Origin of the sequence: Collinsella sp. AF29-7AC, assembly GCF_003475665.1 — a bacterium.
Taxonomy (GTDB): Bacteria; Actinomycetota; Coriobacteriia; order Coriobacteriales; family Coriobacteriaceae; genus Collinsella.
Genome location: NZ_QRQX01000008.1, coordinates 54,980 through 69,149, shown reverse-complemented (window position 1 = coordinate 69,149; position 14,170 = coordinate 54,980). Strand labels below are relative to the sequence as shown.

Sequence of the window (14,170 nt, the reverse complement as noted above, 5' to 3'; positions counted from 1 at the left end):
TGATAGCTGATCTATTTACATGACCGAATTGAGCACGCTGTTCATTATTGCCGGTTTTAAACAGACACAAATGTGCTCGGGTTGAGGCTATTTCGTTTAAACAGATGGTGCTTGACTACTGGTAAGAAATATGCTCTAGCAAAGTAGTCGTTGGGGACGTTCTTTAATGACTAGTCGTTTAAGAACGTCCCCAACGACTAAGTTAGGCGATGTGGAGGGGGTTGGCGGCGTCGACGGCGTCGGGGGCGTCAGAAGGACCGTCGGGGGCAGTGTCTGCCGGATCCTCGTCGAGGGTCTCGATCTGCTTGATCATGACCTCTTGGCCCTGGAGCAGATAGGTATCGCCGCTACCGCAATGAGGACAGGTCTTGCCGTGCTCGACCGTCGCGTAGTCGCGGCCGCACGCCTCGCAATGTGTCACGGCCTCAACGGGCTCCACGATAAGCTCCGAGCCCTCGGTGATAGGCATTTTATCCGCCGCCCAACGCCAAGCGTCGAGCAGTAGGTCGGGAACGACGCCCGAGACCTCGCCCAGCAGCAACGTCACGCTCGAAACGCGACGCACGCCATTGGCGCGCGCCACATTCTCAACATCGCGAATGATGTGATAGACGATTCCGAGCTCGTGCACTTTTGATTCCTTCTGCCGTTCCCGTTATGGCTACTTACTTGCGACCGAATTTAATCTTGATGGCACGCTTGAGTGCGTACTTGCCCAGGCTGGGGAGCTTTTGCTCGTATTTGACCATCGTGGAGCACTCGGGGCGGTCGCGATCCAGATGGATGGCGTCAAACGCGCACTTGGTGGTGCACAGGCCGCAGCCGATGCACTTGTTGGGGTCGACGATCGAGGCACCGCAGCCCAAGCAGCGAGCGGTCTCGGCGCGCACCTGCTCCTCGGTAAAGGTCTCGACGTACTCGCTAAAGGGCGCAGCCTTCTCGCGCTCGCGGTCGACACGTGCCACCTCGCGGCTTGCGTTGTCATAGCTCTCAATCACAACATCGTCGCGGTCAAGCGCGGTGTAGCGGCGCTGGTTGCGGCCGATGGTGAGCGTGGAGCCCGGCTGCACAAAGCGATGGATGGACACGGCGGCCTCGTGACCGGCGGCGATGGCGTCGATAGCAAAGCTGGGACCGGTGTAGACGTCGCCGCCCACAAAGATGTCGGGCTCGGCGGTCTGGTACGTCTGCGGATCGGCAAGGGCACCCTGGCTGCGGCCGAGCTCCACCTTGGAGCCAGCCAGCAGGTCGCCCCACACAATGGACTGGCCAATCGACATGACGACACGGTCGGCATCGACACGGCGCAAGTCGTTCTCGTCATACTCGGGCGCAAAACGGCCCTCGTCGTCAAAGACACGCGTGCAGCGCTTAAAGGTGATACCGCACACACGACCGGCCTCGTCCAGGTGAATCTCCTTGGGGCCCCAGCCGCAGCTAATGTGCGCGCCGTCCTCAATGGCCTCGCGACGCTCCTCCTCGCTGGCAGGCATCTTGACCTCGCTCTCCAGGCAGAACATCTCAACGTGCTCGGAACCCAGACGGCAGGCGTTGCGCGCGACATCGATGGCCACGTTGCCGCCGCCCACCACGATGGTGCGCCCGGGCAGCGCGTCGATCTTGCCGCTGTTGACCTCGCGCAAAAAGTCGACGGCCACGGTCACGTCCTCGGCATCCTCGCCCGGAATACCGGCAAGGCGGCCACCCTGGCAGCCAATGGCCACGTAAAAGGCTTTAAAGCCCTGCGCGCGAAGCTCGTCGAGCGTCACATCGCGACCGGCCTCCACGCCATAGCGGAACTCGGCGCCCATCAGGCGAATGACCTCGACCTCGGCCTCGATAACGTCCTTCTGCAGCTTAAAGCTGGGAATGCCGTAGGTGAGCATGCCGCCCGGGCGCTCGTTTTTCTCGAACACGACGGGCTTGTAGCCCTTCTCGGCCAGATAGAAGGCGCAGGACAGACCGGCCGGACCGGCGCCGATGATGGCGATCTTCTGGTCGAAGCCGCCGGCACGCGTCGGGGTCACCACAGGTGGGACATAGCGAGTCGCGGCATCCAGATCGCGCTGGGCGATAAACTTCTTGACCTCGTCGATGGCCACGGCCTCGTCCACGCGACCGCGGGTGCAGGCATCCTCACAGCGGCGGTTGCACACACGGCCGCAGATAGCGGGCAACGGGTTCTCGCGCTTGATGAGCGCCAACGCCTCGTCATAGCGGCCCTGCGCCGCGAGCTTCAAATAGCCCTGAACGGCAACGTGCGCGGGGCAGGCCGTCTTGCAGGGAGCGGTGCCGGACTCATGCGTCTCGATACGGTTGTCGTTGCGGTAGTTGGGCGACCACTTGGTGTGGTCCCACTTGGTGGCATCGGGCAGCTCCTGGCGCGGATACTCGGGCACCTGTCCGCCAGCCTTTTTGCTACAGAGCTTCTGGCCCAGTTTGGCGGCGCCGGCCGGACACACCTCAACGCAGCGACCGCAGGCCACGCACTTGTCCTTCTCGACCTTGGCGACGTAGGCCGAGCGCGACAGGTTGGGCGTGTTGAACAGCTGCGAAGTGCGCAGGGCGTAGCACACGTTGACGTTGCAGTTGCAGATGGCGAAGATTTTGTTCTCACCGTCGATGTTGGTGATCTGGTGCACAAAGCCGTTGTCCTCGGCCTGGCGCAGGATGTCGTAGACCTCCTCGCGCGTCACATAATGGCCGCGGTCGGTCTCGACCACGTAGTCGGCCATATCGCCCACGGCGATGCACCAATCGGCCGGGTCGTCGGCGCAGCCCTCTCCCATCACGCGACGGCTCGCGCGGCAGCTGCAGGTGCTAGCGGCATACTTACCTTCGTATTTGTCGAGCCAATGCTCGATATGCTCGATCGGCACCGAGGTGCTCGCGGCATCGATGGCCTTCTCGACCGGAATGACATGCATGCCGATGCCGGCACCGCCGGGCGGCACCATCGGCGTGGCCTTGGACAGCGGTCCCTTGGACGCCTGCTCAAAGAACTTGGCATAGACCGGATGCTCCTCGAGCTGGCTCACGCGCATGTTGAGGAACTCGGCGGAACCCGGCACCAGCATGGGCAGCACCCACTGCTTGGCGCGCTCGGGGTTTTCCCAGTTGTACTCGAGCAGACCCGTGTAGCTCATGTCGTCGAGCATCTTCTCGATATCGGCCTCGGGCATGCCGGTGAGCTTGACCATCTCGGGCAGCGTATAGGGACGGCGCATCTTCATCTTGCAGAGCACTTCGGCCTGCTCGTCGGTTGCGGCCTCGGCAAACGACCAGTACTCGTAGCCCAGCAGCTCGTCGCGGTGCAGCAGGCGGTTGGTGCAGTGCTCACACAGTTTGACGATGGCCTCGCGCGGATGCTCCGGTATCGGCGGCACGAACTCCGCGCCGATATCGGGCTCGGTATAGCTAATCCCCGGTCCGTTGAGAATCATAGTCGTCCCTTCTCTTGCCACAGCCCGGCGAGACCGCAGCGCCCCTCTTTTTTTGCAGGCCGGGCATGCCCCCATGCCTTTCACCCGCCATTGTTGACATTGTGTCAAAAATAGTATTGACGAACCGTCAACAATATTCAAGACTGTTAGGCGAACGGTCAGGCAAAAGAGGATGAAAGGCGGCAAAACATGGGCAACAACGCAGCAGATATCTCTGTGGTCGATGCCGTCCCCGCATCCGATAGCGCGGCAAAACGCCTGACGGGCGACGAGCGCCGTCGCGAGATCCTCGCCGCTGTGCGCGCCGTGAGCGCCGAGCTTGGTGTGTCCCATCTTTCGGTATCGGCCGTGACCAAGCGGGCTGGCTGCACGCGTTCGCTGTTCTACCACTACTTTGCCGATATGGATGCCGCCGTCACCGCCGTTATGGACGAGGCAATCGACGGCTTTATCGCCGAGCTCGAGCAGTGGAACGCCAGCCGCACGGTTGGCGACATCGAAGGCGCACTCGACACCGTTGCTCCGCTCTTTAAGCGCCTGGTCGTGAGCGGCCACGAGTTGCCGAGCACGCTCACCTCGAGCAGCGGCGCGCTCTACGGCGGCTTTTTGCACAACGTGGTCCAGCGCGTGGCGCAGTATATCTGCGACACCACCGTGGTGGATTTTGTCGCCCATCATGAGCTGCGCATCGACCATGTCTACGAGACGTTCTACACCCTCATCATGGGACTGTTGATGTATATCCGCACGCACCCCGATGTGCCCGACGAGACGGTCAAGGAAATCATCGCCTCGACACTCCACATCGAGGGCTATACCGCCAAGTATCCGGAGCGCAAGCCCCAAAACTGACGACATTTGGCCAAACTGCCCGCGATCGGAAGAGGGGCCGCGGGCGTGTGAAAGGAGAGCAGCATGCTGTTCGATGTTTGGGGTAGCGATACCCTTATCCACTGGGCCGGCTGGGCCATGGTCTTTATTGGCCTGATCGTGCTCAACGAGGTCGGCCGCCGCACCAAGCTGGGCGCGGCCATCATCTTTGGCGTGGCTCCGCTGGCCATGACCATCTACTGCGTCGCCATCGCCATCGGCGTCTCGCAGGGTGCCGAGTGGGCGCTCACCAACCCCACCCATGTGTACCAGAACAGCTGGTTCCACTACGCCAAGGTGTACGCGGCGCTGGCCGGTTGCTGGGGCTTCATTGCCATTAAGTACCAGTGGGGCAAGATCGGCAAGGCGCATTGGTTCCGCGCGTGGCCGTTTGTGATCGTCGCCATCAACATCATGATCGCCGTCGTGTCCGACTTCGAGAGCGCCTATCACTTCTTTGTCCTGGGCGAGTCCACCTGGGTCACCTCCGAAGGTGCTACGCAGCTGGCCGGCTGGAACAACGTGTTCAACGGCATCGCCGGTATCATCAACATCTTCTGCATGACCGGTTGGTGGAGCGTCTACGCCTCCGAGGACAAGACCGACATGCTGTGGCCCGACATGACCTGGGTCTACATCATCGCCTACGATATCTGGAACTTCTGCTACACCTACAACTGCCTGCCCACCCACTCCTGGTTCTGCGGCTTTGCGCTGCTGCTGGCGCCCACCGTCGCCGCCTTTATCTGGAACAAGGGCGGCTGGATCCAGAACCGCGCCTTTACGCTTGCTATTTGGTGCATGTTTGCCCAGGTGTTCCCGTACTTCCAGGAGGAGTCCATCTTTGTGACCCACTCCACGCTCGACCCCGGCGCCGCTACCGCGGTCTCGATCGCCGCACTGGTCGCCAACGTCGCCGCGATCATCTACATCGCCTACCGCGCCAAGAAGCTCGGCCGCAATCCCTACAAGCAGGATGTCTTTGAGGGCACCAGCGATTGGGAGAAGGCCACCGCTCGCCGTGCCAAGGTTGATTACGCGCACGCCGAGTAACATGTTGGCCGCTGTTGGCACTTGGGCATAGGCCCGCTCACCAGGCCTTTCAATCCAATGTCTCGCAGAGCCCCCGAAAAGCGTTTCGCTCGCTTTCCGGGGGCTTTTTGTCGTTGCGCCTCTATTCATCTATTCAAAAACACGCGCATATATAAAATCGGATTTCAAATCATGCGGCGGCTCTATGGAGCCCCGTTTTTGGGTACATTGTTGTCCCGATATTGAGCTTGGGGGATATATGAAAGATGAGACGATGGGCCAAGAGGATGCGGTCCAAGATGCAGAAGCGTGTGCCGAGGCCCTGGAGAGTCTAGACCAGATCGCGCTGGCCGAGATTACGTTTGACGATTCGAGCGTTGATGTGCAGGATGAGCCGGAAATCGAGGCGCAGTCCGATGATCAGGATGCAGACGACGTTGAGCCTGCCAAAGATGAGGCAGGTCACGAAGACACCGAAAGCGAGGCCGGCAATCAGCTCGAATCCGACACGGGCGAGGAAACCGTCTTGCTCGACAGCTTACCGGCCGAAGATTCGCTGACCCGCGAGCTCCCTGGCTTAGGCTCCGCGCCTGCCGTGGACGAGACCATCGCCATGGGCGATATTCCCCTACCGTCCGTCCCCTCGGCACGCGAAGCCGAGGCTCGCCATCGCAAGATGTCGCCCAAGCGCCGCAACCTGATGGTTGCCGGCGCTGTGGCCGTTGCGCTCGTCGCCGGCGGCGCAGGCTACGCAGCCTGGAACGGATACCGGCAAGAGCAGGCTGCCATCGCCGCCGCCAATGCCCACACGATGATGTCGGTGCAGATTGGCGTACATGCCGCGGGCCTCGACTGTTCCACCGGCTCCAAGATTCCCGTACAAGTGAGTGGCCAGGATTCTGACGGATCCTCCGTGAGCGAAACGCTCTATGTTGACGAGCACGGCCGCGGCATCAAACTGCTGCCCGGCGATTACACGCTCTCCATCGCTGCCTCTCCCATCGCGGCCGACGGCACCATCTATACCGTCCCGACCACCAAGGCGCAGGTCACGATCAAGAGCGACGGACAGGACCTAAGCAGCCAGGCCGCCTTTAAGCTCAAGGTGCCTTCGGCCGACACGGTGACTGACGACCAGATCGATGCCGCCGCCAAATATGCCGAGGAGGGAGGCGCGAGCTCCGCCGCCACCGCCAAGGTGCTCCAGCAGGCGGCAACCGCGCGGCGCGACGCCGCCGTCAATGCCGTGAGCGCGCAAAAGGCACAGGCGGCCCGTGATGCCGACGCCCGCCACAAGGCAACCGACCTCTACCAGCTCGATATCCCCGTCGAGTGGTACGGCAAGGTCGAGACTTGGCAAAATGGCAGCACGCTATGCATCTATCTTGCCGGCGACAGCGATACACCGATTGTGACGCTCGTCGCAGTGCGCGAGGGCGAGAGCTTTACGCCCGATGAGGGCGATACGGTTTTGGGTGCGGCCAACCTAGGCAACGGTTATACCGTCTACGCCAGCGGTCCCGTCTATCCGTACGTGGTGCCCCAGACCATCAACGGACGGACGCAGAATCCCGTGTCGACCTACCCTATGGACTCGGCCATTGAGCTTGTCGAGCTCACGACCGGTAACCGCTACACCTATAGCCAGATCAAGAACGTACTGGTCGGCAAAGACGGCAAGGCAGACGCCGCGACCAAACTCGAGACCGACTACCTCGCCCAGATTCTCCTGCCGAGCATCAAGGCCCAGGACTAGCGGACCATGACACCTGAGTCCTGGCCTCGCAAATCCATAGACGATTAGGAAAGGAGCCACTTCCATGCGGGCACAGCATGTACCACGCCGTGTTTGCATGGAATATCGGCCTGCTCATCCATGGTAACGATTACCGACTCGCCAAGATCAAACTGGGCCATCGCGGCATCGAGCGCGGCAATTTCGCGCTCGCGCGTTTTCTCGCTTGTCATATCCACACTTACCTGAATCAGGCCGTAAGCCTGCATGAGCAGTGCATCCCCAGCCACAAAGTCCACCTCATGGCTTTTATTCTTATCTTTAATCAGCAGGCGGCAAACCGAACCGGGCCGCACGGCGGGGGTCCTTCTTCTGAGCGCATTGAACACCGCGGTCTCGAGCCTCTGACCATGATCCAATGCCGATGCGGGGGAGAACGCTCCGAACATCGCAGGATCGACGGCGTAGACCTTAGACGCAGACCGCGTATTATTTGCAAGCGAACGCGTGAACTCCGGCACCGAAAACAGCAGGTAGGCGTCCTCGTAATACTCAAGTAAGTCGCTGAGCGTATTTCGACTGACGGATATCTGTCTGCTCTTGAACTCGTTGTACACTTTGTTCACTGACAGCTCTCGTCCCGAAGATGCCATGCACCGCGCCAGAAACAGCGAGGCCAAACGGGGGTTCTTGACGTCGTAACGTTCAACGACGTCCATGGCGACCGTTCGCGACGCATATTCCTGTAGCAGCTGAATCGCGTCTGCGGGCGTCTGCTCAAGTGTCGCGATGAATCCCCCTCGCTCGAGATATCCGACCAGATGGTGTCGGAGCAACGCTGCATCGCTCGAGGAGAAGGGCGCGTTCGACTCAGGAACGCCCCCCGTCTTATATCGGACGTATTCCGAAAAACTCAACGGAAAAAGCTCTCGCACAAGAGAACGGCCCCTGAACTCGCTCTTAAGTTCTGAGGACAGCATCTTAGAAGAAGATCCCGTCACGTAAACGGTCGCCTTCTCCGTATCGACCACGCGTCGCAGAAACGCACCCCATTCGGGTATTTCCTGGATCTCGTCAAAGAAAAGGTAGGCGCCCTCGCCTCGAGCAGCAGGATATAGTGCATAGAATGTATCGAGCACGTCCGCTAGTAGCGATGGCTCATACGGACGCAAGCGCTCATCCTCAAAATTGAAATATAGCATCCGGTCAAGCTCGACGCCTTGGCCCTGAAGCCGCCGTATCTCCTGATACAGGCGATACGTCTTTCCACAACGACGGGCGCCCACAATCACATATACGATGTTGTCGCGCTTTGGCTCCTGCGGGTTGCCCAGATCAAGGTCGCGCTCAAAGACCTGCGGAATCCCCTGTTGCTCAAAGTCCTTTATTTTTTGAGCCACCAAGTCGTTGAATGCCATAATTCTCCAATCTTGCTCTCCTGCTAATCAAGATTATAACGATTCTTGATTAGCAGGAGAGCAAGATTGCGTGCAACTTGATTAATAGATAATCAAGTTTTTCTGCTGTCCAGCATCAAGGCTCAGGACTAGCCGGCCGCAGCGAGGGCAGTCTTTTTGGGACGGGGGTCTTTTAGCTACTTTAACGCCACGGGTCGGCTTCGAACATCGGCTCGCGCTCGGGGCGGCGATCGCTGTAGGGATCGTAGCCGTCATCGTCCTCGTTCTCGGCGCGAATGTAGGGGTCGCGCGGCTTGGGCGCAGGCTTTGGTGCAGGCTTGGGTACGGCAGGCGCGGCGTCGGCTACCGGTGCATTCGTCTCGTTCTCGTCTTTCATCTGCATAGCTCCTTGCCATGTGCTCACGTTCAACGCCATTGATTGTCGCACGAAAAAGGGCGGCGGACCCCATTGGATCCGCCGCCCTTGACGTTCGGCTCAAAGTGAGCCTTCTCCATCTCGTCGAGCGTGGTCGCGCCGCCTTTTCGTTTCCCGTCGGCCGTCCTACGCAGCCAATACCACCACGAGCAGCATTTTGAACGGGGTGATGCCACGCACCGCATGCGGCGCGCCGGCGGGCATGACGGTGCTCTCGCCCGCCCCCAGCTGATGCGGGACGCCGTTGACCGTGATTTCGCCGGTACCCTCGAGTACCGTGATGAGCGCGTCGCCGGGCGCCGCATGGCTGGACATGCCCTCGTCGGCGTCGATAGCAAAAACGGTGATCTTGGTGGCCGGCGTCTGCGCGAGGGTGAGGCTGTTGACCTTGCCGCCTTCGAGCTTCACCTGCTCGGCCAGCTTGAAGACGGTCTCCTTCTCGATGTTCTTGATGAGCTCTGCCATGGTTGTTCCTTTCTGCGATGGCCTTCTTTGGATAGACGTCCCCTTACAAGGATAGCTGCAGCAGTTTGATGGCACCCGCAGGCTCCACGGCGTGCCGCACACCTGCGGGCACAAGGAGCACCTCGCCGGCGGCAAGCGGCACGGGCACGCGTCCCTCCCGCGCGAAGGTGATGCACGCGCAGCCTTCGAGCAGGTAGTACATGGTGTCCGCCGGGTACTCCTCGTCCGAGACGCTCTCTCCCGCCGCAAAGGACAGCAGCATGATCTGGCATGCGTCCGAGAGCCGTGTGAGCGAGCAGCTCGAGACGCGACCGGGCTCGGCGTCGTCAATGAGCGACGTCAGCGGGCGCGCGACGTCGGTCGGCAGGTTTCGTAGCCCCATGGGGCCTCCCTTCTAAGATGGCACCTATATATAGTAAAGGTACGAACGAAGCTTCTCGATGTTCGAGGTGTCGAGCGTGCCGTCGAACGCGAGGCGCAGCACCGGCGCGCCGGCGGCCCCACCGCGCTCGATGTCCTCCCGCGCCTCATCGTTATCGGCCTTGAGCCGCAGGATGGTGTCGACGTTCTCGTACATCGACGCCACCGTCACCACGCCCGCCGAACGCAGACGTTCAAGCGCGACCTTAGCGAAGCGATACCGCGCACCGGCTCCGCGGAAGCGCGGGATGCCTGCATCCGCCGCGGCGATGAGCTCGCCCGGATTCACGGCGAACGAGCTCGAACCCGCGCCGAGCACATTCTCAAGGGCAGCCGAGAGCGCAGCCATCTGGCAGCGGAAGGCATCAAGCAAGGCCGCGCGGTCCGCCAACTCGTCCGCCGGGACGGCAAAGGGATCGGCCGGCACTTCGACGGCGGACACGGCATCGGACGGCGCAGCGGCAGGAGCCGCGGCGACCCCCGTCTGCGTTCCCGGCCCCCAGGGCATGCCCTTCACCCCGCTGCGAGACCCCTGCGAGGAGTCCTGCTCCCACTCGTCTTGCCACATCATCCAGAAGAACTCCGAGAGCGGCATGCGCGCGAGCCGATAGCCGCGTTGCGCGACCTCGTCCCACAGCTCGCCCGTAAGCTCGTCGGCATAGACCCAGGGCCACTCCCCCACCAAGGCGAGCCACTTGACAACATCGGGGGCATCGCCCCCTGCGAACTCCGCGACGAGCCGCGCGATCCGCGGCACGTCCAGCGAGGAAGCTCCCCCGGCGACAAGCTGCTCCACGCAGGCGCGCACGAAACCCGCCCGTGTCGACACCGGCAGCGCATAGGCGGCATCGCCCGCGAGCAGCACGCCGAAGAGCTCGGAAACCGCCCCTGCGCCCAGCCGGCGGTTGAGCTCCCAGGGAAGGACCTCAAAACGCGGCGCGGCGATTGCCACGTCACCGCAGCCACGCTGGCGCAGCACCGCGCGGACCACGCGGTCATATTGGTTATCGGCCTCGGCGCCGCAGGTGGCAGGCAATGCCAGCGAGAGCGGCCCCGGAACAGAGGCCTGCGCCGCCACGAGCGCCGCGCCCAGGAACGCCGTGAACGAGCCGTACTCCTTGGTGGACGTCGCCGTACGCCCGGCCTCGAGTGCCACGGCGTCGAGTGGGATCGCACGGGCGTCGAAGCCCCGCGTGCGCAGCCATGCGGCCGCGAGGTCGCCGTACGCGCCCACCCCGGGCACCGCCACGGGCACCGCGGGATCGAGTGCCTCGCCACCCTCGGGTATGACGGAGAGCGCCATCGAGGGAGCGGCACAGTCGGCACCGGCCGCACTCGCCGCGCGCGCGACCCCGCTAGCCGCATCCCGGTGCACGCACGACGGCCCGGACACGACGTCGGCCGCGGCCGCATCCGCGCCAACACCCGCAGGCGAGCTCACCCGCTCCGCGTCCTCCTCAGAGAGATGTGCCAGCGCGTTCAGGAACGCTTCCACGCGCGTGATCACGCCCACGCGGCTGAAGTGCTCATCGCACTCGATCGTGAGGTAGGGCTTCTCACCCATCTCCTCGGCGAAGAGCTTGTCGAGCATGGTGTCGGGACCGCAGCCGTGGTTGGTGAGGTACACCGCGAAGAGCCGCGAATCGCGCCGCACCATCTTAGCGCCCGAAAGGATGTGCTGCCCAAACGGCCAGCAGATGCCGGGGTGGTCAGCCGAGACATCGATATCATGCGCGTGCAGGTGCCCGAGCGTGATAACCTTCTGTCCACGGTCCAGCAGAATCTCGGGGATTCCCATGTTGAGGGCGCCATCGGAGATACCGTAGTTGCGCGTGATGAGCACAAGCACGCGCTCCCCCGGCGCGAGCGAACCCAAAAGCTCGTCGCCCAGCGCCTCGGTCTTCTCACCAAAGGACGTGACGGCAAAGCCGCCCGCCATCATGGCCACGGCCGCCTCCTGGCGCGTATGGCCCAGCCGCTCGCCCAGCCCCAGCAGCGCCTGCGCCATGGCCTCCTGGCCAAAATCCATGTCGAGCAGGGGGTTCAGTAGCTCGATGCCGCGCCGCTCCAGACCGAGGGCGTCCGCCACCAAGCGCGGCGCCGTCTGCATATAAGGGCATGCGTAGTTGTGCGCCACACGCGAGCTCGCGTGCCGGATGGTGTGCAGGCTCGGCATGAAGATGTAGTCGGGTTCGCGCTCCGCGAGCCACGCCATGTGCCCGTAGATGAGCTTCACGGGATAGCAGGTCTCACCGCGCGCGTTCTCCTGTGCCAGGCGGACCTGCTCCTCGGTGGTGTCGGGCGAGAGCAGCACGTTGTAGCCCAAACGGGAGAAGTAGGCGTTGGCAAGCGGGAATAGGCGGTGCAACATGAGGCAGCGCGGGATGCCCACGGTCTTCTTGGCCGGGTCGATTTTGCCCGTGTAGCCCTCGAGAAAGAGCTCCTCGGTCTTTTTGTAGAACGCACGGTTGAGCGCGACCGCGCGCTCGTCCACGCCGCGCGCCGCGGCTGCCGTGCCGGAAAGATCGAACCCCTTGAACGCCGTGAGCTCGAAACCCGGCTTCGCGGCGGCATCGGCGGCCATGAGGGCCGCCCCCACCGCACCCGAGATGGCGAAGTTGGGCGACACCGTGAGTGTGTCGGGGTAAAACGAGCGGAACGCCTCCACGATTGCGGGGTTGTAGGCGACGCCGCCCTGCAGCACGATATGCGACCCCACGCGCTTGCCGCCCACCACGCGGTGCAGGTAATTGCGCACGATGGAGAGGGCGAGGCCGGCGGCCACGTCGCGCTTGGCGGCACCGGCGGAGAGGGCCGCGCTGATAGCACTCTCCACGAAGACCGTGCAACGCTCGCCCAGATCGACCGGTGCTTCGCTCGAAAGCGCGAGCAGTCCGTACTCGGCGAGCGGTATGGCGAGGCGAGCGGCCTGCTCCTCGATGAAGCTGCCCGTTCCGGCAGCGCAAACCTTATTCATCTGAAAGTCGGAAACCTGCCCGCCGGCGAGCGAGATGAACTTGGAATCCTGTCCGCCGATCTCGAAGACGGTGTCCACCTTCGGGTCGGCATGCGCCGCGCCGGCAGCCTGGCAGGTGATCTCGTCCACCACGGCGTCGGCGCCCACGAACTTGCCGATGAGGCTGCGGCCGGAGCCCGTCGTGGCCACGGCGCGAACCTGCACCTCGGAACCCAGGCGGGCGGCCAGCGTTGCCAGCCCCTCGTGCACGGCACGGCGCGCGTCGCCGCCGGTGCGCAGGTACTGGGCATTGAGCACGCGGCCACGGGGGTCGAGGAGGACCAGGTCCGTCGAGGTCGACCCCACGTCGATTCCCAAAAACACCGGAATGCGGCCGGTCAGGGGGTCGCGCTCCCAATCCTCGCGCGGCAGCACGGCGAAGCCCTCGCCGGGACGGTACCCGCTGTTCGGCAACGGTGCCAAACGGGGCAGCTCGCCCGCCTGGGAGCGCGGGTGGTCGAGCACACCGCGCAGGGCATTGAGGGTCGCCGCCCCGCCGCCCGCCGCCGCGAGCTTAGAGGCATGGAGCGCCGCGCCCGCCGCCTGGAAGAAGAGGCTCTCCTCGCGTGCGATGAGCCCATCTTCACCCAGCTTGAAGACCTCGCGCACGGCTCGCACCACGCCGGCGTTCAGCAGCACCCCGCCCGAGAGTGCCACGGGCGCCTCCACGGGCAGGCCGCGCACGATGAGCGCCTTGTAGCTCTTCACCATGGCGTAGCAGAGGCCGAGCAGAATGTCCTCCACGGGGACGCCCTCCTGCTGGCGGTGGATGATGTCCGTCTTGGCGAAGACGGCGCAGCGTCCCGAGATGCGTGGAACCTCATGTCCCTCGGCGCGCCCCACGAGTGCGGAGAAGTCCTCGATCCTAAGCCCCAGGCGGGTCATCTGGTCCTCGAAGAACGAGCCGGTACCCGAAGCGCAGCTCTCGTTCATGGCGAACTCGGGCACCGCCGCCGCGAGCCGGCAGACGAAGTAGGCGTTCTGACCGCCGATCTCGATGACCGAGCGGGCCTCCGGAGCCATGATCTTTGCACCGGAGGCAATGGCCGGCACGTCCTCGAGCACGGGCAGCGCGGCACCCGCCTCGGTGAGCGCACCCGCCCCCGAGCCCGTCGCCGCGATGCCGCCGCAGCCCTCGGGCGCCAGCGCCGCGGGCATGCCCGCGAGCAGGTCGCGCAGGCAGGCGACGGGATCGCCGTAGTGCGGCCGCCGCGTGCTCCAAAGCACGGCCGGCGCGCTCCCCGCACCCGCGCCCTCCGCCGCGGCTGCGCCCGTCCCGAGCGCGACCACCTTGACCGAGCTCGCGCCCATATCGATTCCCAGCGTGTAGTGCTGCGTCATAGCCATATGAAGACC

Annotated in this window: 10 protein-coding genes; 3 read left to right on the top strand and 7 right to left on the bottom strand. The window is 63.3% G+C overall.

Annotated elements, in window-relative coordinates; genetic code table 11:
• Positions 1 to 202: 202 nt before the first annotated feature.
• A complete protein-coding gene (locus DWZ15_RS05190; RefSeq protein WP_118449780.1) occupies positions 203 to 631 on the bottom strand; it encodes a hydrogenase maturation nickel metallochaperone HypA in 429 nt (142 codons plus the stop codon).
• Positions 632 to 665: 34 nt separating this feature from the next.
• Complete coding sequence (locus DWZ15_RS05185; protein ID WP_199580037.1) at positions 666 to 3,443, bottom strand: FAD-dependent oxidoreductase; 2,778 nt, start codon at positions 3,441 to 3,443, stop codon at positions 666 to 668.
• Between the two features lie 189 nt (positions 3,444 to 3,632).
• Here DWZ15_RS05185 and DWZ15_RS05180 point away from each other — a divergent pair, with 189 nt between their 5' ends.
• From DWZ15_RS05180 to DWZ15_RS05170, 3 genes are all read left to right on the top strand, one after another.
• On the top strand, positions 3,633 to 4,295 hold the full coding sequence (locus DWZ15_RS05180; protein ID WP_117634468.1) for a TetR/AcrR family transcriptional regulator: 663 nt from the start codon (positions 3,633 to 3,635) through the stop codon (positions 4,293 to 4,295).
• A gap of 63 nt (positions 4,296 to 4,358) precedes the next feature.
• Complete coding sequence (locus DWZ15_RS05175; protein WP_035136631.1) at positions 4,359 to 5,366, top strand: DUF5692 family protein; 1,008 nt, start codon at positions 4,359 to 4,361, stop codon at positions 5,364 to 5,366.
• Between the two features lie 238 nt (positions 5,367 to 5,604).
• A complete protein-coding gene (locus tag DWZ15_RS05170) occupies positions 5,605 to 7,101 on the top strand; it encodes a hypothetical protein (protein ID WP_147352313.1) in 1,497 nt (498 codons plus the stop codon).
• 44 nt (positions 7,102 to 7,145) lie between these two features.
• Here DWZ15_RS05170 and DWZ15_RS05165 read toward each other — a convergent pair whose 3' ends face one another.
• From DWZ15_RS05165 to DWZ15_RS05145, 5 genes are all read right to left on the bottom strand, one after another.
• Entirely contained in the window at positions 7,146 to 8,498 is a 1,353-nt protein-coding gene (locus DWZ15_RS05165; RefSeq protein WP_118449776.1) for an ATP-binding protein, read from the bottom strand.
• A gap of 181 nt (positions 8,499 to 8,679) precedes the next feature.
• Positions 8,680 to 8,874, bottom strand: coding sequence for a hypothetical protein (locus DWZ15_RS05160; protein WP_233544642.1), 195 nt, complete (start codon positions 8,872 to 8,874; stop codon positions 8,680 to 8,682).
• A gap of 165 nt (positions 8,875 to 9,039) precedes the next feature.
• Entirely contained in the window at positions 9,040 to 9,378 is a 339-nt protein-coding gene (locus tag DWZ15_RS05155) for a cupin domain-containing protein (RefSeq protein WP_118449772.1), read from the bottom strand.
• Between the two features lie 43 nt (positions 9,379 to 9,421).
• Positions 9,422 to 9,760 carry a cupin domain-containing protein gene (locus DWZ15_RS05150; protein WP_118449770.1) on the bottom strand — a complete coding sequence of 113 codons (339 nt, stop codon included), beginning with the start codon at positions 9,758 to 9,760 and terminating at the stop codon, positions 9,422 to 9,424.
• 24 nt (positions 9,761 to 9,784) lie between these two features.
• Positions 9,785 to 14,161: an acyl-CoA dehydratase activase gene (locus DWZ15_RS05145; protein WP_199580036.1), complete on the bottom strand. Its 4,377-nt coding sequence runs from the start codon at positions 14,159 to 14,161 to the stop codon at positions 9,785 to 9,787.
• Positions 14,162 to 14,170: the final 9 nt, after the last annotated feature.